Source organism: Streptomyces sp. NBC_01485, from assembly GCF_036227125.1.
Lineage (GTDB): Bacteria > Actinomycetota > Actinomycetes > Streptomycetales > Streptomycetaceae > Streptomyces.
In genome coordinates this window covers 8138677-8157638 of sequence record NZ_CP109435.1, presented here as the reverse complement: position 1 = coordinate 8157638, position 18962 = coordinate 8138677, and the positions used below count along the sequence as shown (strand labels likewise).

At 72.0% G+C, this 18962-nt stretch carries 16 protein-coding genes, 1 tRNA gene and 3 pseudogenes; 3 read left to right on the top strand and 17 right to left on the bottom strand.

The genetic code is table 11. The features are described from left to right. Positions 1-34: 34 nt before the first annotated feature. The 5 genes and pseudogenes from OG352_RS35970 to OG352_RS35950 form a co-directional block, all read right to left on the bottom strand. Entirely contained in the window at positions 35-1624 is a 1590-nt protein-coding gene (locus OG352_RS35970) for a PfaD family polyunsaturated fatty acid/polyketide biosynthesis protein (protein ID WP_329222656.1), read from the bottom strand. Beyond that, entirely contained in the window at positions 1621-2322 is a 702-nt protein-coding gene (locus OG352_RS35965) for a nuclear transport factor 2 family protein (RefSeq protein WP_329222655.1), read from the bottom strand. The genes OG352_RS35970 and OG352_RS35965 overlap by 4 nt, the downstream gene beginning before the upstream one ends. Next, the gene (locus tag OG352_RS35960; protein ID WP_329222653.1) at positions 2319-3194 is read right to left on the bottom strand and encodes an SCO6745 family protein; all 876 of its coding nucleotides are present in this window, start codon (positions 3192-3194) and stop codon (positions 2319-2321) included. The genes OG352_RS35965 and OG352_RS35960 overlap by 4 nt, the downstream gene beginning before the upstream one ends. Next, positions 3191-4378 carry an acyl-CoA dehydrogenase family protein gene (locus OG352_RS35955; RefSeq protein WP_329222652.1) on the bottom strand — a complete coding sequence of 396 codons (1188 nt, stop codon included), beginning with the start codon at positions 4376-4378 and terminating at the stop codon, positions 3191-3193. The genes OG352_RS35960 and OG352_RS35955 overlap by 4 nt, the downstream gene beginning before the upstream one ends. 341 nt (positions 4379-4719) lie before the next feature. Further along, positions 4720-4905, bottom strand: a pseudogene (locus tag OG352_RS35950) (sugar ABC transporter substrate-binding protein); the annotation flags it as partial. 215 nt (positions 4906-5120) lie between these two features. Between OG352_RS35950 and OG352_RS40145 the strand changes: the two are divergent. Continuing rightward, a pseudogene (locus tag OG352_RS40145) lies at positions 5121-5347 on the top strand (hypothetical protein); the annotation flags it as partial. A 454-nt stretch (positions 5348-5801) separates the two neighbouring features. On the opposite strand, the gene OG352_RS35940 reads toward OG352_RS40145, so the two are convergent. The 6 genes and pseudogenes from OG352_RS35940 to tdh all read right to left on the bottom strand — a co-directional run bounded on the left by OG352_RS35940 (position 5802) and on the right by tdh (position 9829). Further along, a tRNA-Pro gene (locus OG352_RS35940) sits at positions 5802-5875 on the bottom strand. 109 nt (positions 5876-5984) lie between these two features. Beyond that, the gene (locus tag OG352_RS35935) at positions 5985-6344 is read right to left on the bottom strand and encodes an MmcQ/YjbR family DNA-binding protein (protein WP_329222650.1); all 360 of its coding nucleotides are present in this window, start codon (positions 6342-6344) and stop codon (positions 5985-5987) included. 51 nt (positions 6345-6395) lie between these two features. Then, positions 6396-6567: pseudogene (locus tag OG352_RS35930) on the bottom strand (transcriptional regulator); the annotation flags it as partial. 49 nt (positions 6568-6616) lie between these two features. Continuing rightward, positions 6617-7519: a LysR family transcriptional regulator gene (locus tag OG352_RS35925; RefSeq protein WP_329222648.1), complete on the bottom strand. Its 903-nt coding sequence runs from the start codon at positions 7517-7519 to the stop codon at positions 6617-6619. Between the two features lie 49 nt (positions 7520-7568). Next, entirely contained in the window at positions 7569-8789 is a 1221-nt protein-coding gene (locus tag OG352_RS35920; protein ID WP_329224088.1) for a glycine C-acetyltransferase, read from the bottom strand. Positions 8790-8800: 11 nt separating this feature from the next. Beyond that, complete coding sequence (gene tdh / locus OG352_RS35915) at positions 8801-9829, bottom strand: L-threonine 3-dehydrogenase (protein WP_329222646.1); 1029 nt, start codon at positions 9827-9829, stop codon at positions 8801-8803. Between the two features lie 282 nt (positions 9830-10111). Here tdh and OG352_RS35910 point away from each other — a divergent pair, with 282 nt between their 5' ends. Then, positions 10112-10720, top strand: a complete 609-nt coding sequence (locus OG352_RS35910; RefSeq protein WP_329222644.1) for a GPP34 family phosphoprotein — start codon at positions 10112-10114, stop codon at positions 10718-10720. Between the two features lie 16 nt (positions 10721-10736). On the opposite strand, the gene OG352_RS35905 is transcribed toward OG352_RS35910, so the two are convergent. The 6 genes from OG352_RS35905 to OG352_RS35880 all read right to left on the bottom strand — a co-directional run bounded on the left by OG352_RS35905 (position 10737) and on the right by OG352_RS35880 (position 17544). Further along, positions 10737-11309, bottom strand: coding sequence for a GAF domain-containing protein (locus tag OG352_RS35905; protein WP_329222642.1), 573 nt, complete (start codon positions 11307-11309; stop codon positions 10737-10739). Between the two features lie 61 nt (positions 11310-11370). Beyond that, positions 11371-12090: a GTP-binding protein gene (locus tag OG352_RS35900; RefSeq protein ID WP_329222640.1), complete on the bottom strand. Its 720-nt coding sequence runs from the start codon at positions 12088-12090 to the stop codon at positions 11371-11373. Next, entirely contained in the window at positions 12068-12439 is a 372-nt protein-coding gene (locus OG352_RS35895; protein ID WP_329224087.1) for a DUF742 domain-containing protein, read from the bottom strand. The genes OG352_RS35900 and OG352_RS35895 overlap by 23 nt, the downstream gene beginning before the upstream one ends. Before the next feature lie 2 nt (positions 12440-12441). Further along, positions 12442-12879 carry a roadblock/LC7 domain-containing protein gene (locus tag OG352_RS35890; RefSeq protein WP_329222638.1) on the bottom strand — a complete coding sequence of 146 codons (438 nt, stop codon included), beginning with the start codon at positions 12877-12879 and terminating at the stop codon, positions 12442-12444. A gap of 122 nt (positions 12880-13001) precedes the next feature. Next, positions 13002-15593, bottom strand: a complete 2592-nt coding sequence (locus OG352_RS35885; RefSeq protein WP_329222636.1) for a sensor histidine kinase — start codon at positions 15591-15593, stop codon at positions 13002-13004. A gap of 721 nt (positions 15594-16314) precedes the next feature. Further along, complete coding sequence (locus tag OG352_RS35880) at positions 16315-17544, bottom strand: MBL fold metallo-hydrolase (RefSeq protein WP_329222634.1); 1230 nt, start codon at positions 17542-17544, stop codon at positions 16315-16317. A 186-nt stretch (positions 17545-17730) separates the two neighbouring features. On the opposite strand from OG352_RS35880, the gene OG352_RS35875 reads away from it, so the two are divergent. After that, positions 17731-18954, top strand: coding sequence for a glutamate dehydrogenase (locus OG352_RS35875; protein WP_329222632.1), 1224 nt, complete (start codon positions 17731-17733; stop codon positions 18952-18954). Positions 18955-18962: the final 8 nt, after the last annotated feature.

Sequence of the window (18962 nt, the reverse complement as noted above, 5' to 3'; positions counted from 1 at the left end):
GCGAGTCCAGTGGTGGACGTTCCTGCCGGGCCGCTCAGCGCAGAGGACGCGGCCGGAAGGCGAAGGCGGCCGGGGGAACCGGTACCCCCAGGGTTCGAAGGTGCTGTGCGCGTGTGACGACCGCCGCCCCCTCCAGCAGGTTCCGTGCGATCTGCACCACCGAGGGGTGTCCCGGTGGGTCCAGGAACGTGTCGCGCACCCAGCGGTTGAAGGAGCCCATCGCCGGGCCGCACCAGATCTGGTAGTCGGCTCGGCGGGACGGCTCTCCGCTGATCGCCCACTGGCTGGACAGGCCGAGGTAGGAGCGGAAGACCAGCGCCATTCGATGGCGTGGGTCGCGTTCCGCGCGGGAGACTTCGGCCGCGTCCCGGTCGAGCCAGTAGGAGCGGGTGGCGGCCCAGGCCTCCTCGAAGGTCTGGCGCAGGATGTCCCGTTCGAACCGCGAACGCAGAGCGGCGGGGATCTCCTCCAGCGAGTCGTACGCCTGGTACGCCTCGTACAGCCGGCCGGCGCGACCGGCGAAGAGCGTGCCCCTCCGCAGTACCTGCACCTTGACGCCGGCTTCGAACATGTCCGAGGCGGGCGCCATGCACACATCGGCGATGTCCGCCGCCGACAGGAGCTCCTTCGCCTCGGCCGACAGTCCGGACTCGACGGCGACCTGGTTGACCGTGCCCGTGACGACGTACGCCGCGCCCGCCGCGAACGCCGCCGCGACCGCCTGGGGAGTGCCGAGTCCGCCGGCCGCGCCCACCCGCACGGGCGGGCAGCCGAACCGCACGGCCAGCGTGCTGCTGAGGTCCAGGAGCACGGGCAGCAGGACGTTCAGCGGCCGGTTGTCGGTGTGGCCGCCGCTGTCGGCCTCGGCCGTCACATCCTCGGCGACCGGGATCCGGGCCGCCAGCCGCGCCTCCTCGCGGGTCAGCCGCCCGTCCGTCACCAGGACGTCGAGGAGCTCCGCCGGGGCCGGGGACATGAACTGCTCCGCCACCTCCGGGCGGGACACCTTGGCGAACAGGCGGGTACGCCGGACGACCCTGCCGGAGCGGTCCGTGCTGAGCCCGCCGGCGGAGCAGTGGACGACGGCGGGCGTGAGCGCCATGAAGGCCGAGGCCGAGACGATGGGAACGTGCCGGGCGACCAGCATGGCGGCCACCCGCTCCTCCAGAGCCGGTTCGCTCGGCGAGTGGATGAGGTTGACCCCCCAGTTGCGCTGCTGCGCGAGCCGTCGGCACAGCTCGTCCACGGCGGCTTCGACCCGCCGGTGGCCGAGGCCGCCGGCCCCGAAGAAACCGAGCATTCCCGCCTCGGACATCGCCACCACCATGTCGGTGGTGGCGATGGCGTTCGCCATTTCCCCCGCGACATAGGGGAAGCGCACGCCGTGGGCGGTGCCGAAACTCCGGTCACCGAGCCATTCCGGGTAGCTGGGAGGCAGGGATCCCAGGAGCTCCAGGGTGGTGGCGAGAGCGGGCCGTCCGGATCCCGAACGGTCGTCGGGGGCGACGCCGACGGTTCGCGCCGTTCGGTCCCGCACGATGTGCAGTGGTTCCCTGAGCCGGTCCTGAACGGCCCTCACCAGGGACTCTCCTGAGAAGGCCGGTGCCGGTGCGATGGTCGTCACCGCTGTCGCTCCTTTCCGGACCGGACGCCGGTCCCCGTCTCCCGGAAAGGGTTGCGGGGTGCCCCGAGGGCCCGGTCGTCGTGCCAGTCGACATGCAGGGCGCGGGTGCGGAACAACCAGCGGCCCTCGTGGCGCACGCAGGTGTCCGCGTAGCTGATCAGCCGGAGCTGCATGCGCGCGGCACCCGTGGCGGGACGGTAGATCTCGTGGACGAGGCAGGACGTCCGGGCTGTGGCACTGTCGCCCTCCAGCCGCACGAGGTGATTGCCCACGAAGTGGCTGGTCACCGCGAACGGTGCCACGGCGGCGAACGCGTGCTCCCAGCCGTGGTGCCCCTCGAGGACGATCGGCGGCCGGGAGCCGCCGGCCGGGTGCGGGACGATCAGCCGGCCGCCCGGGTGGAAGAGCGTCGAGAAGAGGTCCGGCAGACGGTGGTCGACGGCGTGGGCGTAGGTGTCCACCAGCTCCCGCAGGGCGATACGGTCGGCGATCTCGGCCAGTGTGCGGGGGATGCCGCGAGCGGGTGATACGACGGGGCCGGTCCCCTCCGGGGCGGATCGTGCCGGGTGTCCGTCCGGCGTCGCCGGGTCGGGCCGCCCGGGCGGTGCCCGGTACCCGGCCGGCTCGTCCGCAGAGCCGCCCGGTTCGGCGGGTAACCGGATCCCGTGCTCCGGCCGGCCGCCGGCTGCCCGGCTCATGACCCGGTGCTCGTGGTCGCCGGCAGCCGTACGGGAAGCCCGAGCCCCGTGACGATCCGTTCGACCGCCGGCCGGACCAGCCGCACCAGCCTGCGGGTTCCTTCCTCACCGAGCCGCTGCCACACGGGCAGCGCGAGCCGGTCGGTGATGTCCTCCACGTTCTGGCGGGCGAGCCGGCCGACCGCGGTGAGAGTGCCGTCCGGTTCCAGCAGTCCCCGTTCGGCGAGCCGTCGTTCGGCCGCGGCCCACTCCTCGTCGGTCCACCCCCTGCGTGCCTGGATGCTCCGGCGTCGCTCCCCGCCGGCCGCGGTGATCGTGACCAGCGCCTCGACACCGTCGAACCCGGCCTGGGCGAGCGCCACGACGTGACCGTCGCCCCGGAACTCCCTGATCGTCGTCAGGACCTGCCACAGCGCCACATGGGGAGCCTCCGGAAGGGGCAGGGCGGCGTTCGCCGCGCCGAGCGGGCGACCCGGGGGTGCGCATGCCGCTGCCGCCGCCTCGGCCAGCCCCGCCGCCTCGGCCAGTTCCGCGCTGCCGACCGCGTCGCCCAGCAGCTTCCGCAGGCCGGCGTCCACCCCCTTCAACCGCGCGCCGAGCACCTGGTCCGGCGCCGCCGTCCGCCAGACCAGCGGGATCTCGGCGGCGACCATGGACGGCTTGAAGTGGTAGAAAAGGGCACTCACCAGTGGCGCGCCCACCGGGCCGAGCGGTGCCGCCCGGCCCGCGAAGTAACCACTCCAGGGCCGGACCAGTCCCAGGGCACGGAAGGACTCCTGCGCCTCGGGGGCCAGATAGGTCACGGCGTGGTAGACATCCAGGATCTCGTGTGCCGTGCGAGCCAGGGAGGCAGGCACCGGCTCCGGGCTCATCGGTCGGCCTCCGCCGAGCCTGAGAAGTGGATCAGGCCGGACAGGCCGCGCTTGTCGATCTCGTTGGCCACCATGATCCGTTGGATCTCCGATGTTCCCATCCAGATCCGGTCGACTCGCACGTCGCGGTAGATCCGCTCCACCGGATTGCTGCGCAGGTATCCGCGGCCGCCGAAGATCTGGACCGCACGGTCCGCCACCCGGCCCGCCGCCTCCGTCGCCGAGATCTTCGCCATGGCGACCTTGGCATTGAGCGTCTTGGCGTCGCCGCCACGGTCGATCTCCCAGGCCAGCTGGTGCACGAACGTACGGTTCACCGCGATGTCGATGGCCGAGTCGGCCAGCATGCCCTGGATCAGCTGGTGCCTGATGACGCGGTCGCCGCCCTGGTTGCGCGTACGGGCCCAGTCCACGGCATGGCCGAGTGCTCTGTCGGCGGCGCCGACCGCGTGCGCTGCCACCAGGATCCGCTCCTCGAAGAACGTCTCCTGGGTCAGCAGGAAACCCTCGCCCACCGCTCCCAGCACGGCGTCGGGGCCGACCTCGACATCCGTGAAGGTGAAGTTCGGATGCTCGTAGGCGAAGTTGTGGGTGTAGCGCGGGGTATCAGTCAGTTCCACGCCCGGCCTGTCACGGTCCACCAGGAACATCGTCGGCGTGTTGTCCGGTGGGACCATCGCGAGTAAGAGGAAGTAGTCGGCGATGTCTCCGAGGGTGACGAACCACTTCTCGCCGCTGATGCGGTAGCCGCGGTCGGTGCGCACCGCGGTCGTGGCGATGCGCCGCGGGTCGGAACCCGCCTCCGGCTCCGTGATCGCCCTGGCCCCGAATCGCTCGCCGCGGATCTCGGGGAGGAGATACCGTTCACGCTGCTCGGGGGTGCAGCGTGTCACAGCGGCAGCGGTCGGCCTCCACACGGCGGCCCACAGCCCGTTCGTGAGGCGCCCGAACTCCTCCTCCACCACGACCTGCTGTATCCAGTTCAGCCCCGCGCCACCCCAGGCGACGGGGGTGTTCATGGCGGGGAAACCGCTGTCCAGGACGATACGCCTGATCTCCACGCGGCTGCCCGGCGAAAGCCCGCCGTCGCGTTCGCACTCGTCCTCGTAGGCCATCAGTTTCTTCACCAGGTCCCTGGCCCGGCGCTTGAGTTCGATCTGTTGCGCGGAATAGGCGAATTCCATGTGGCGGCCTTCCTCGGGCAGAGCCGGATCGGCGGGAGCGTAAAAGGCGGTAGAGACGAGACAGGCGGAAGTGCAGGAAACAGGAGGAAGCGCAGGCAACAGGAGAAGGACAAACAGATCGGAAGTCATTCGTTCGGAAACGGCTGTACGAGCTGCCCGGTCGGGCCAACTGGACCCCCGGAGGCGGACGTTCGCCGGGTACTTCTTGGCCCAGGTCTCGGCGAATTCCAGGAACCGTGTCGTGGCCGCGTCCTCGGTCGGCGCGGTGCAGACGGGCTTGAGCGCTTTGGCGATCTTGTCCCGGTCCCGCCGGGCCGCGTATCGAAATGACGCCCGTAGCCCTTCGTCTTCACGAAGAACGGGTTGGTGTCGGTCTTGGTGATCAGACCGACCTTGACGCCGCCCGATCCGGTGCTCGCGGCGCCCGATCCTGATCCGGATCCACGGGCGGTCAGGGCGAGGGCTGCGACACCCGTGCAGGCAGTGGCTCTGAGCAGGGAGGAGGGCGGACGAGAGATGCGTGACATGAACAACTCCTGCGGGATTGCGGGCGAGCGGCCGGTATGGGGGGCATACCGTCCCGAGGTGTCATCGTTGACTTATGTCATCGTTGACACCGCTTGGCGAGGATGATGGACTCGATCCCTGGCAACGTCAATGCCTTGCACTCGTCACGCATCGGCAACACCCGCAGCCGTCTCTCGCCCGAAACCGTTCAGCGACTGTCCGTAACGTGCCCGTTTTGCCAGCGCGCTCCAAGGGAGGAGCAGCCCATGCCCCGCGTCAGATCACCGTCCTGGCAGAGTGCGTCGCCGACGCGTTCACCGAACCCGCAAGTACCCGGAACGAACTCGCCCTGCGGGTGCTGCCGGGCGGCGGACCCGCCAACACGGCGGTGGCCCTGGCCCGCTGGGCATGCCGACCCGCTTCCTCGCACGCCTGTCCGGCGACGTGTTCGGCCGCCTCTTCCTTGAGCTCGGAGAGCACTCGAAGGCAGTGTTTCGCGCCTTCGCCGCCGTCGGGGCGATGGCAGAGTCGCCTGATCGTGGATCGTTTCGGGTCAGTCTTCGGGTCAGTTGAGGCCGATGGGCCCAGGGGTTGCGGTCGTAGGGGGCGGAGGGCTGTGGTGCGGAGTCCTGCGGCGATGCCGGTGTGGCCCGCGGTGCGAAGTCGGTCGACGGCGAAGCTGCGCAGGGTGGCCGTGTTCTCCGGGCCGTGCCCGGTGCGGATCGTGGAGGCGTCCTCGCGGAAGGCGGTGTCCCGGACGAAGGGGAGCCTGTTTTCGGTCACCCGGTGCGCCCCCGAGATCGTCGTGACCCACTGACCCCGGTCAAGCACGCCGGTCCCCAACCGGTCCCCAAAAATGAGCAAGGGCCGGGTTCGAATACCTCCGAACCCGGCCCTGACCTGCGACTGTCTCCAGTCGGGACGACAGGATTTGAACCTGCGACCCCTTGACCCCCAGTCAAGTGCGCTACCAAGCTGCGCCACGTCCCGTTGCCTGTCTGACCTGGGGTTTCCCGTGGCCGAACGTGCATGGAAACAATACCGCACTCGGGTCGATGGTCGCGCACCCGTTTAGCGCGCCCCGGCCGCCGTGGCGCCCTCAGTCCCCCGTGGCCGCGCCCAGGTCCGGGTACGCCTCCAGCAGGCGCGGCGAGGCTGCCTGCCGCCAGGAGTCGGTGAGGATGTCGCGCAGTTCGTCCTCGTCGTCCAGGGCGGCCAGCCGGGCGCGCACCCACGCGAAGTGAGCCTCGTGGTCGGCGATCCAGAACTTCCCGGGCTCGGCGAGCACCAGTTCGTCGCGCTCCTCCTTGGGGCAGCGCACGGCGAGGGAGGTCTCCTCCTCGGGCAGCGTGGCGAACATCTTCCCCGCGACCCGGAAGGTGGGCATGCTCCAGGCGATCTTCTCCGTGGTGTCCGGCAGGGACAGGGCGATACGGCGTACATCTTCGGCGTCCGGCATGCTCCGCACCGTAGCGGCTGCCACTGACAGTCATCCGACGGCGACGTGCTTGTGGTGTTCGACGTCCTGGGCCGTCACGTCGAGCGCGCCTTCCAGGACCCAGATGTGCTGTTCCAGACCGGGTACGGGCGGGCGGTCGGTCGTGGGCGGTGTCGGCGCCCGCCCGCAGGCGCCCCTCGACGAGTTCGGCGCGCAGCCCGGCGTGCGGCGGGGACCGGCCGCGTTCGGCCCGTAGCTCGGCCGGCCGGGCATCGAGCCGGACGTCGAGCAGGTCACGTCCGGGCCGCCTCGCCCAGTGCGTCCAGCACCGGGCGGATCAGTGGGTGCTCCTCCGCTCCCCGTCGTACGGCCGCGAAGACGCGGCGGGTCGGGGCCACCCCGTCGACCGGCCGGACGACCACTCCCGTCAGGTCCATGCCGCGCAGCGCCGAGCGGGGTACGAGGGCGACGCCCGCGTCGGCCGACGCGAGGGCCACGACGGCGCGGAAGTCGTCGGAGGAGTGTTCCAGACGGGGCTGGAAGCCGGCGTTCTCGCAGGCCAGGACGACCACCTCGTGGCAGGGGTTGCCGGGGTATGGGCCGATCCAGGGGTCCTTGGCCAGCTCCGCGAGCGGGACCTCGGGGGCGTCGGCCAGGCGGTGGGCGACCGGGACGACCGCGTCGAAGGGCTCGGCGTACAGCGGGACATGGGTGAGGCGCGGGTCGTCGGCGGTCGGGGCCCCGCGGTACTCGACGGCGACGGCGACGTCGACCTGCCGGTCGAGCACCATCGGCAGGCTGGCGTCGCCCTCGGCGTCCTGGACGCGGATGCGGATGCCGGGCGCCAGTCGCGCGAGACGGGTCACCGCGGGTGCTACGACCTGCGCGATGCCCGTCGCGAACGCCGCGACCGTGACCGTGCCGGCCGCGCCCGAGCTGTACGCGGCGAGTTCCGCCTCGGCCCGTTCCAGTTGGGCCAGGACGGCGTTGGTGTGGCTGAGCAGGATCTCGCCGGCCGGGGTCAGCCGTACGCCCTTGGCGCTGCGCTCGACCAGCCGGTGGCCCGTCTCCTGCTCCAGGGCGGCGAGCTGCTGGGAGACGGCGGACGGGGTGAGGTACAGCGCGGCGGCAGCCGCCGTCACGGTGCGGTGGTCGGCCACCGCACGGAGGATGTGGAGCCGCCGCGCTTCGATCATGGGATCGATTATCGCAATATGTCCGGGCCGGCCGGTACGCCCCTTCCCCTCAGCCCGCCGATTCCCTCAGCTCCGCTTCGGCCGCCAGCTCCGCGCGGGCCGCGATGAAGGCGTCCACCGCCCGGTTCACGTCCGGGGTGGAGTGCGCGGCGGAGAGCTGGACGCGGATGCGGGCCTGGCCCTGCGGGACGACCGGGTAGGAGAAGCCGATCACGTACACCCCCCGCTCCAGCAGCAGCTCGGCCATCCGCCCCGCCTTCGACGCGTCGCCGATCATGACGGGGGCGATGGCGTGGTCGCCGGGGAGGATGTCGAAACCCTCGTCCGTCATCCGGCGGCGGAACAGGGCCGTGTTCGACGCCAGCTTCTCGCGCAGCTCCCCCGCCGACTCGAGCAGGTCCAGGACCTTGAGCGACGCCGCGGCGATGACCGGGGCCAGGGTGTTGGAGAAGAGGTACGGGCGGGAGCGCTGGCGCAGCAGGGCCACGATCTCGGCGCGCGCGGCGACGTAACCGCCGGACGCCCCGCCCAGCGCCTTGCCCAGGGTGCCGGTGATGATGTCGACGCGGTCCATCACCCCGTGCAGCTCGGGGGTGCCGCGGCCGCCGGGGCCGACGAAGCCGACGGCGTGCGAGTCGTCGACCATGACCATGGCGTCGTAACGGTCGGCGAGGTCGCAGATCTCGGCGAGGGGCGCCACATAGCCGTCCATGGAGAAGACGCCGTCGGTGACGACCAGTCGGCGGCGCGCGTCGGACGCGTCCTTCAACTGCTGTTCCAGGTCCGCGAGATCACGGTTGGCATAGCGCAGGCGGCGGGCCTTGGAGAGGCGGATGCCGTCGATGATCGAGGCGTGGTTGAGGGCGTCGGAGATCACCGCGTCCTCGGGGCCGAGGAGGGTCTCGAAGACACCGCCGTTCGCGTCGAAGCAGGAGGAGTACAGGATCGTGTCCTCCTGGCCGAGGAACGCCGACAGCCGCGCCTCCAGCTCCTTGTGCACCTCCTGCGTGCCGCAGATGAAGCGTACGGACGCCATGCCGTAGCCCCAGCGGTCGAGGGCCTCGTGGGCGGCGGCGATCACCTCGGGGTGGTCGGCGAGGCCGAGGTAGTTGTTGGCGCAGAAGTTGAGGACCTCGCCGGGCCGGCCGCCCGAGGTGACGGCGACGGTCGCGGACTGCGGGCTGCCGATGACCCGTTCGGGCTTGTGCAGACCGGCGGCGCGGATCTCGTCGAGGGTGGCGCGCAGGTCGTCGCGCACGGAGTCGAACATCATCAGTTCCTTTACAGAGTCCAGTCGAGGATGACCTTGCCGCCGCGGCCGCTCGCCGCGTCCGCGAAGGCCGCCTCGAAGTCGCGGTAGCCGTACCGGCCGGTGATCACGGGCGCGAGGTCGAGGCCGCCTTCGAGCAGGACCGTCATCGCGTACCAGGTCTCGAACATCTCCCGGCCGTAGATGCCCTTGATGGTGATCATCGAGGTGACGATCCGCGCCCAGTCGACGGCGAACTCGGCGGCCGGCAGGCCCAGCATCGCGATCCGGCCGCCGTGCGTCATGTTCGCGATCATGTCGCGCATCGCCTCCGGCCGGCCGGACATCTCCAGGCCGATGTCGAAGCCCTCACGCAGCCCCAACTCCCGCTGCCCGTCGGCGATCTGACGCTCCGACACATTCAGCGCGAGACTGACGCCGATCTTGCGGGCCAGCTCCAGCCGCTCCTCGCTGACGTCGGTGACGACGACGTTGCGGGCGCCGGCGTGCCGGGCGACGGCGGCGGCCATCAGCCCGATCGGTCCGGCGCCGGTGATCAGCACGTCCTCGCCGACGAGCGGGAAGGACAGGGCGGTGTGCACGGCGTTGCCGAACGGGTCGAAGATCGCCGCCACGTCGAGGTCGACGGGGACGCGGTGCACCCAGACATTGGCGGCCGGCAGGACCACGTACTCCGCGAAGGCCCCGTCGCGCCCGACGCCGAGGCCCACGGTGGCCCGGCACAGATGGCGGCGACCGGCGAGACAGTTGCGGCACCTGCCGCAGACGAGGTGCCCCTCGCCGCTGACCCGGTCCCCCACCTGGATGTCTACGACGTCACGGCCCGTCCCGGCGACCTCGCCGACGAACTCGTGCCCGAGCACGAGCGGGGTGCGGATCGCCTGCCGCGCCCAGCCGTCCCAGGACCGGATGTGCAGATCGGTGCCGCAGATGCCGGTGCGCAGCACCTTGATCAGTACGTCACCGGGCCCGACGGCGGGCTCCGGGACGTCCACGAGCCACAGCCCGGGCTCCGCCTTCTCCTTGACCAGCGCCTTCAACGCAACGGCTCCTTGATGAGGGCCCGGACGCGAGCAGGCCGAAGGGCGGCGCCGCAGCCGGGAAGACGGGTGGATTCGCCAGCAATCTGCCGTACTCCACCCGCCCGGGTCCATCGAGCTTTTCTTAAGCGCCGCCACAGCTATGCTTCACACGGGTGCGTCGCTCGGTCGACCGCGCTCTGCTCGGCCCGCGTCCCGCCCTCGTCCCGCCCGTGCCATGCCCGGGCGTGGCACGCTGGAAGACGACCCTCACGTGGCCGGCCGACTGACGTGGAGCCCCTGATGACCACAGCACGGGACCTGATGATCGTCGTGATGGACGTGACGCCCATGCGTCCCGTCGGGCAGGGCGATCTGTCGCTCGCCCTCGCGGGCGCCGAGGCGATCGATCTGGTCACGACCGGCGCGGTCGCCCTCGACGGCGACCTCCTCGTGCCCGGCCCGCCGACCGCGCCGGACGACCCCCTCCTGGACGTGGCCGCGTCGTCGCTCGTACGGGCGGCGCCGTACGAGTCGGTCGAGGACTGGCTGTGGCGCCGCGGCCGTGGCCTCGCCTCGGCCTATGCCACCCGGCTGGAGGCGGACGGGCTGGCCGTCCGGCCACGCCTGCGCCGGCTGCGCGTCCGGTCCGGGCGGCCGGAGCCCGTCGACTCTCCGGACCGCCGCCACGCCACCGAGCGCTGGACGGCGGACGAGCCGGTCCTCGCCGCGCTGGCCGCCGCCGTCGGTCTGCGCGAGGAACCGGCCGACGGCTTTACCGATCTGCCCGACGACGACGCGGTCGAGACGGTCCTGGCGGCGGTCGGCGACGCGCTGGCGGAACTGGAGGCCGTACGGCAACGGCGCTCCATCGAGGACGCGGCCTTCGACAACATCTGGCGGGCCCCCTGACGGGCGTACGCCTCTCTCACGGCGCGAGGAACTCGTCGGCCTCCCGCCAGCGCAGTTGTCCGACGAGGTCGGCGGCCGTCGCCTTGATGGTCTCCAGGCCGGCCTTCCCCCAGGGCCGGGGCGCGAGGTCGGCGACGCACACCGTGCCCAGCACCATGCCGGTCGTGTCGATGAGCGGGGCGCCGAGGTAGGAGCGGATGCCGTACTCGTCGACGACCGGGTTGCCCGCGAAGCGCGGGTAGTCGCCCACGTCCTCCAGGACGAGTGCCTTGCGCCGGACGACGACGTGCGGGCAGTAGCCGTAGTCGCGGGGCAGCCGGCGGCCCATCTCGGGCTTGCCGCCACGGGCCGCCCGGCCGCCGGCCGGGGTGTGCAGCCCGGCGAAGAACTGCCGTTCCTCGTCAAGGAAGTTGACCATGGCGTACGGCGCTCCGGTCACCTCGGCGAGGCGGTCCGCGAAGGCGTCAAGGGCGGGCTCCGGCCGTTCCCCGAGGCCGAGTCGGCGCAGCCTCCGGGTGCGGGCGGGAGCTTCCTTGTCCTCCGGGGTGAGCAGCAGACGACCGGCCGGGCGCGGCGGGTCGTAGCTCATGGCCGGGCTCCGTCGCTGTGGACGTGGGTCATATGCGGCTCCGGGGCGTTGGGTGCGGCGGTCACATGTGGGCGCCGCGGCTCGGCTGAGGTGCGGCCGGTGCGTGGGCGATGAGGTGTTTGACGAGGGTGAGCAGGGTCTGGACGCCGGACGCGGAGATCCGGGCGTCGCAGCGCACGATGGGGACGTCCGGGTCCAGGTCGATGGCGGCGCGTACCTCCTCGGGGGCGTAGCGGTGGGAGCCGTCGAACTCGTTGACGGCGATGATGAAGGACAGGCCGCGTTCCTCGAAGAAGTCGACGGCGGCGAAGCACTCCTCCAGGCGGCGGGTGTCGGCGAGGATGACCGCGCCGAGGGCGCCCTCGGACAGTTCGTCCCACATGAACCAGAACCGCTCCTGGCCGGGTGTGCCGAACAGGTAGAGGACGTGGTCCGGGTCGAGGGTGATACGGCCGAAGTCCATGGCGACGGTCGTCTCGACCTTGTTCTCGATGCCGTCGAGGTTGTCGGTGGCGGCACTGACCGTGGTGAGCAGTTCCTCCGTGCTCAGCGGCGCGATCTCGCTCACCGCGCCGACGAAGGTCGTCTTGCCGACCCCGAAACCGCCCGCGACCAGGATCTTCAGGGCCGTGGGGAAGGGGTCGGAACGCCCTTCGTGAGCGCCGTAGTCGCCGTGAGTCCCGTAGTCGCCTTGAGCGCCGTAGTCGTCGTGATCTCCGTGCTTGTCATGGTCGCCGTAGTTGCGGTGCTCGCCGTACTCAGAGCTGTCGTCGTAGTCCATCGAGCACTGCCTCCAGTAGGGCCCGGTCGGTGGGGTTGTGGTGGAACTCGGGGGGCTTGGTGGTCAGCGCCCCGCAGTCGAGGAGGTCCGACAGCAGCACTTTGGTGACCGCTGCCGGGAGCTTCAGATGGGCCGCGATCTCGGCGACCGACACGGGTACCCGGGTCAGGTCGAGCGCGGTCGCGTGTTCGGGGCCGAGGTAGCCGAGGGGGGTCGCCCCGGTGGCTCTCACCTGCGACATGAGATCGAGGGCGACGCTGGGCTTGGTCCGGCCGTTGCTGACCGTGAACGGGCGCACCAGCCGTCCGGCCGCGTCGTCGAGCCAGGGCCCGTCGCCGGCCGCCATCACGCTCAAGGTCCCATCACCGACGGTTCGACGGCGTACTGCCGGGGCGCGGTCATGAGATACGGCCGGACGCTCTTCACGAGCATCGCCATCTCGTAACCGAGCACGGCCGCGTCGGCCTCGCGTCCGGCGAGTACGGCGAGACACGTGCCGGAGCCCGCGGTGGTGACGAACAGGAGCGTCGCGTCGAGTTCGACGACGACCTGCCGTACGTCCCCGCCGTCGCCGAACCGGATGCCGGCGCTGCGGCCGAGGGAGTAGAGGCCGGAGGCCAGGGCCGCCATGTGGTCGGCGCTGTCGTGGTCGAGGCCGTGGACCGACTTCACCAGCCCGTCGCAGGAGAGCAGCACCGCGCTCGTGGTGTGCGGTACACGCTGCACGAGGCCGCTCATCAGCCAGTCGAGATCGGATACATGGCCGGTCGTCGGTGCGTCGCTCGCCATGGTGGATCGACTCCTTGGGGTACGAAGGTCTGTGGGAGCGGTGGGGGTCGTGGGGGCGGGGGTGGGCGTGGGGGTGAGGATCGGGGTGGGGGTGGGGGTGGGGGTGGCTGTGCTCAGCGTGCTCATCCGGCTGGTGTGCTCCCGTCGTGCCGGGCGGTGGGTTGATCGGTACCGGGCAGGTCCAGCCCGTCCTGCGCGCCGTACGCCGGGTACGGCAGCGGGTGCGGGGGCGGGTCCGTGACGTCCCCCTCCAGGCTCTGCTGGGCCTCGGCCAGGCCGATGCCCCGCTGGAAGGCGGCCATCAGGCCGGGGTCGTGGGCGGCGGGCTGCTCGGTGTCCTGCCGTGGGGCCGGACCGCCGCGCAGTTGGGGGACGATGTGCTCCTGGGCGCGGCGGCGGGGCAGTTGGGGCTTGCCCATGGTGCCGCGCACGGCGCCGACGCGTGGGGTGGGTGCGATGCCCTCGTTCTCCTCGACGACATGCCGGTCGCCGCCCCGGACACCGGGCACGGCCTCCGACGGGTTGGGCCGCGTCTCGCGTGCGCCGCGGACGGGTAGGGGTGCGGGTCGGCGCCCGTTCGCATGGGGTGTGTCCGTACGAGGGGCATCCGCACGGGTGACGTCCGAGACTCCCTGAGGCCGCGAGGAGACGAAGGGCACCCCGGAGGCGGGCGTGTGCTGCGTCTGCGGCTCCGACGGCGACTGCGACTGCATCTCTGGCTGCGGCCGCATCTCTGGCTGCTGCGGCTGCCGCTGCGGCAAGGCCGAGAACTGGCCCGTGTCCGAGATGCTCCGCCCCTCTTCCGGCAAGGCGGTGGAGGTGGCGGTGGAGGTGCCGGGGGCCGTGGAGCCCCGCACCCACGTCGAGCCGAACGACTGGCCCACGTCGGCGCTGCCGCGCACGTGAGCCGAGTCGTGCGAACGGCCCGCTTCGGCAACGCCCTGCCGCTGAGCCGAGCCCGGCGACAGGCTTACGTCGTCGGCGCCCTGGAACGAAGACCAGACCACATCCGGGGTGCCGTGCACCGGCACCGAACCCTGCGGCCCGCCCGCATCGCCGGCGCCCTGCAACCGAGCCGAACCCCGCGACTCACCCGTGTCACCGGCGCCCTGGGTCTGAGCCGGGCCCTCCGGGACGGCTGCGTCGGGAGTGGCTTGGGGTGAGGGCCAGCCCGTGCGCGTGGTGTCCCGTGTCCGGCCCGGCAACGGTGACCTGGCCGGGTCGGTGCCCACATCCGCTCGCGTCCGGGGCAGGACCGGGGAGTTGCCCGTGTCCGTCGTGTCCGGTGACTGTGCCGGTGCCCGCCGTCGGCCTCCGCCTGCGGTGTTTCGGGGGCCTTGCGGGTGTGCGGGAGCGGGGGCATGGGCCGCCGTAGGTGCCGTCCCGGGGGTGGGGTGGGGGACGGGTGGCAGGACGGGGCGGGGCGAGTTGGTTGTGGTGGGGGCCAGGGGGAAGCCGGTGCCGTCGGTGTCCGGGCCCTGTTGTGCGGCTCCGGGGATGCCGGGCGGCGAGCCCAGCAGGGCCTGCGGGACGACCAGGACGGCCTGGACGCCGCCGTAGATGTTGGACTGGAGGCGGACCCGGATGCCGTGCCGGCGGGCGAGCTGGGAGACGACGAACAGGCCGATGCGGCCGTCGGCCAGCAGGCGGCCGACGTTGACCTGGTCGGGGTCGGCGAGCAGGGCGTTCATCCGGGCCTGCTCCTCGACGGGCATGCCGAGGCCGCGGTCCTCGACCTCGACGGCGAGCCCGGAGGTGACGAGGTTGGCGCGCAGCAGCACCTGGGTGTGCGGGGCGGAGAACACCGTGGCGTTCTCGACGAGTTCGGCCAGGAGGTGGATGACGTCGGCGACGGCGTGCCCGCGCAGTTCGCCGTCGATGGGCGGGACGAGTTTGACCCGCGAGTACTGCTCGACCTCGGCGATGGCGGAGCGCAGCACCTCGGTCATACAGACCGGGTTGCTCCACTGGCGCCGGGAGACGGCCCCGCCGAGGACGGCGAGGTTCTCGGCGTGGCGGCGGATGCGGGTGGCGAGGTGGTCGACGTGGAAGAGGCCCTTGAGCAGGTCGGGGTCCTCGATCTCGTTCTCCAGCTCGTCGAGGATCGAGATCTCGCGGTGCACCAGGGACTGAAGGCGCCGCGCGAGGTTGACGAAGACCTCCAGCTTCTGTTCGCTGCCGGCCTGGCTGGACAACTGCGCGGCCTGTACGACGGCGGTGACGGCCCCGTCGTGAGACCGGGCCAGGTCGGCGGCGAGCAGTTCGAAGTCGTCGGCGTCGTGGGCGGGCGGGCCGCCGCGCGAGGTGCGCTGGGGCGGGACCTCGCCGCGGCGCAGCGCCTCGATGACGGCCCGCAGGTCGGCCTCGCCGCGCGCGCTGCCCCGGCGCAGGGCCGCGACGCGGTCGCTGACGGAGCGGGCGGCTCTGTCGGCGGCCACGGCGGCGATCACGATGCCGACGCCGGTCACCGCGACCGCGCCGGCCAGCACCGCCCACAGGGTCGGGCCGGGCCGGACGCCGGTGGAGCGCACGGTGAACAGGACGACCGCGCAGGCGCTGAGGGCGACCGCGGTCGGGGGGAGCACGGCGAGCCGCAGCAACTGGGGCCGTATGTGTGTCTCGGCCGGCGCTGGTGCGGTGCGGGCGACCGGCCGCCCGTGCCGCCCGCCCTCGCGGCGGTCTGCGCGTGTGGCGGGTGCGCGGAGGTGAGACATCGGTGTCCTCGTACTGGTCCGTCGAGCCTGACTGTCGGTCGGGAGAGCCAAGAATTCGGCCCGGTGTCGCCCGACGGACACTCACAGTAGTCGTCAACGCATCAGGTGCGGTGGGCAGTTGACAAAGTCTCACGGGGAGCGTCCCGCTCTGGTATGAGGGTTCGCACGGCAGACCGATAAGTTCGCGCGATCCGGGGCGCGGAGCGGAAAGAAGTCGATCAGACCTGGTCAGAGGTGATCCCGGAAAGACGGCGCGGGCCGGGGAGCTTCCGCCTCCCGGCCCGCGCCGCCGAATCCTCTCCCACCCCGATCGGCTCACCGGGGCCGCCCTCCGGCACTTCGCCGCCGCCGACAGAAACCTCCAGAAGCCTTCCGAACGTCACTCACCGTATCGGTCGTGGCCTTGGCTTCCGTCCGCCATTCAGACCTGCCTGGACCGGCCCGCCCAGTACCGCTCACGGACGGCTCGCTTGAGAACCTTGCCGTTGGCGCGATCTGTCGCGCCGGCGGTCGCCGACCTCGCCGCGTTCATCCCGCACCAGGCCGACGCCCCGATCGTCGACGCCGCCGCCCGGTCTCTCGGCCTCGCCCCGCACATCGCCGTGGCCCATGGACGTCGTCAGCGCCGGCAACACCTCCGCCGCGTCGATTCCGCCGGCCGTCGACCAACTCCTGGCTCAGGGCGCCGTCACTGCCGTCACTGCCGACACTGCCGCACGGTTCAGTCCTCGCCCACGAGGTCGAGGTCTTCGCGCGTCGTCCTGGGGGTGCCCGCCGGGACGGGCCACCGGCGGCTGAGGGGCGCCGACACGTCCCGCCACCAGGGGTGCACGGGAAGGTCGCCGGCGGGCTCGAACGGCAGGCCCGGTACGGGCAGGGCGACCGCCTGGCCGACGGCCTGCGCGGCGGCCAGCGTCCATTCGCCGGGCTCCGCCCAGGGGTGCAGCGAGAGGTTGAACGAACCCCAGTGGATCGGGAGCAGGACCCCGCTCGCCTCGCCTCCTTGCAGGTCGAGGTGGGTTTGGACGCCCTGAGCGGGGTTCATGTGAATGTCCGGCCAGCCGCCCGGCAAGGGCGCGGACTCGGGGTCGTCGTCGGGCCAGAAGTCGGAGTACGCGCCGATCTGGATCATCGTCGCGTCGAACGGGCCGTGGTCGGCGCCGATGTCCTTGAAGCCGTCGAAGTAGCCGGTGTCGCCGCTGTGGTAGATCCGGTGCTCCTCGCCGGCGACGACCCAGGACGCCCACAGGGTGTGCTGGGTGTTGCGGAGGCCGCGGCCGCAGAAGTGGCGGGCCGGGGTGGCGGTCAGGGTGAGGCCGCCGACCTTCGTCGCCTCGTGCCAGTCCACCTCGCGCAGCCGGTCGGCGGAGACACCCCAGTGTTCGAGGTGGGCGCCGACGCCGAGCGGTACGGCGAACAGGGTGTCCGTGCCGGCCAGCGCCTTGATCGTGGGCATGTCCAGATGGTCGTAGTGGTCGTGCGAGATGACGACGACGTCGACCGGGCCCAGCGCGGCCAGCGGGAGCGGCACCGGGTGCAGCCGCTTGGGTCCGGCGAAGGGGAACGGGGAGCAGCGCGTGCCCCAGACGGGGTCGAACAGGACGCGCTGCCCGTCGATCTCCGCGAGCACACCGGAGTGCCCCATCCACGTCAGGCGCAGGCCCGTGACGGGCGGCTTCGCGAGGTCGGCGAGGGTGGTGGCATGCACCGGGATCCGGCCCGTGGGGGCACGCAGGGAGCGCTTTTCCTTGTCGAAGAAGTTCTTGGCGAAGTCGAGCATCCCGCCGCCCGAGGGGCGGATCTGCGCCTGGCCGCCGGGGTTCTCGAACACCCCGTCCTTGAAGTGGGGCGATCTGCGGATACGCGCCAGGCGCTCACCGCTCGGGTCCGCGCCGAAGGCCGCGGGCCGCTGAGCGCGAAGCCCGGAGCGCATGGGACGGAAACCGGACACGGTACCTCCAGGTGGATTCGCTGAGGCATTCCATTATGGTCGCCCCCCTCCGACAACACGGGGGCGTCCCGGTGACTCGGGGGCCGCGAGCCCGCTTTGACACCGCGCCCGCCGCCTTCCGATACTGACCCACTGTTCAGTACCAGCCGTAGCCCCGGCACCGTCCGCGCCGGTCGAGGAGCCCGTATGACCGCCCCCGCCCCCGCCCCCTACCTGTCGCTCACCTGGACCGACCACGTCACCGGCCGCCAGGGTTTCCTGGTCGTCGACCGGCTCGTGCGCGGTGTCTGCAGCGGCGGGCTGCGGATGCGGGCGGGCTGCACCCTGGACGAGGTGACCGGGCTCGCCCGCGGCATGAGCCTCAAGGAGGCCCTGCACTACGACCCCGAGGCGCGCTACGTCCCCCTGGGCGGCGCGAAGGGCGGCATCGACTGCGATCCCCGGGATCCGCAGGCGTACGGGCTGCTGGTGCGGTACCTGCGCGCGGTGCGGCCGTACGTGGAGAGCTGCTGGACCACCGGCGAGGATCTGGGGCTGACCCAGGATCTGGTGGACCGGGCGGCCGCCGAAGCGGGGCTGGTGTCGTCCGTGCAGGCGGTCTACCCCCTGCTGGAGGACGAGGACGCCGCCCGCGCGCGGCTCGCCGCCGCCTTCGCCGTCGAGGTGGACGGCATCGGCCTGGACGAGCTGGTCGGCGGCTGCGGGGTCGCCGAGTCCGTGCTGACGGCCCTGGACCGGGCCGGGGTGGCGTACGCCGGGACGCGGGTCGCCCTGCAGGGGCTGGGCACGATGGGCGGGGCCACGGCGCGCTTCCTCACGCGCGCGGGGCTGACGGTCGTGGCCGTCGCGGACGTCAAGGGCACGATCGCCAACCCGGCCGGTCTCGATGTGAAGGCGCTGCTGACCGCGCGGGACGCGCACGGCACCGTGGACCGCGCCGTACTGCGCCCCGGGGACCGTGAGCTGCCGGGCGACGCCTGGCTGTCGGTGGCGGCGGAGGTGCTCGTACCGGCCGCCGTGTCGTACGCGATCGGCGTCGAGGAGCAGGAGCGCATCGGTGCCCGGTGGATCGCCGAGGCGGCCAACATGCCCGTCCTGCCGGAGGCTGAGGCGCTGCTGCACGCGCGCGGGGTGAGTGTTTTGCCGGACGTCGTCGTCAACTCCGGGACCAACGCCTGGTGGTGGTGGACGCTGTTCGGCGACATCGGCGCGGACGCCGAGGAGGCTTTCGCGTACACGCGCCGCTCGATGCGCGCCCTGGTGGAGCTGGTGCTGACCCGGGCGGAGGCGGACGGGACGACGCCCCGGGCCGCCGCGCACACGATCGCCGCGCGACGGCTGCCGGTGATCGCGCAGCGGTTCGGCCCGGCGAAACCGGGCGATCCGGGGCAGTTCGCGACGACGGATTAGGACGGATT

Excerpts from the sequence above, each read along its gene's own strand:
- OG352_RS35965 (WP_329222655.1), bottom strand. The coding sequence starts at position 2,322 with ATGAGCCGGGCAGCCGGCGGCCGGCCGGAGCACGGGATCCGGTTACCC.
- OG352_RS35960 (WP_329222653.1), bottom strand. The coding sequence starts at position 3,194 with ATGAGCCCGGAGCCGGTGCCTGCCTCCCTGGCTCGCACGGCACACGAG.
- OG352_RS35955 (WP_329222652.1), bottom strand. The coding sequence starts at position 4,378 with ATGGAATTCGCCTATTCCGCGCAACAGATCGAACTCAAGCGCCGGGCC.
- OG352_RS35935 (WP_329222650.1), bottom strand. The coding sequence starts at position 6,344 with ATGCCGGACGCCGAAGATGTACGCCGTATCGCCCTGTCCCTGCCGGAC.
- OG352_RS35925 (WP_329222648.1), bottom strand. The coding sequence starts at position 7,519 with ATGATCGAAGCGCGGCGGCTCCACATCCTCCGTGCGGTGGCCGACCAC.
- OG352_RS35920 (WP_329224088.1), bottom strand. The coding sequence starts at position 8,789 with ATGTTCGACTCCGTGCGCGACGACCTGCGCGCCACCCTCGACGAGATC.
- OG352_RS35910 (WP_329222644.1), top strand. The coding sequence starts at position 10,112 with ATGACCACAGCACGGGACCTGATGATCGTCGTGATGGACGTGACGCCC.
- OG352_RS35905 (WP_329222642.1), bottom strand. The coding sequence starts at position 11,309 with ATGAGCTACGACCCGCCGCGCCCGGCCGGTCGTCTGCTGCTCACCCCG.
- OG352_RS35900 (WP_329222640.1), bottom strand. The coding sequence starts at position 12,090 with ATGGACTACGACGACAGCTCTGAGTACGGCGAGCACCGCAACTACGGC.
- OG352_RS35890 (WP_329222638.1), bottom strand. The coding sequence starts at position 12,879 with ATGGCGAGCGACGCACCGACGACCGGCCATGTATCCGATCTCGACTGG.
- OG352_RS35885 (WP_329222636.1), bottom strand. The coding sequence starts at position 15,593 with ATGTCTCACCTCCGCGCACCCGCCACACGCGCAGACCGCCGCGAGGGC.
- OG352_RS35875 (WP_329222632.1), top strand. The coding sequence starts at position 17,731 with ATGACCGCCCCCGCCCCCGCCCCCTACCTGTCGCTCACCTGGACCGAC.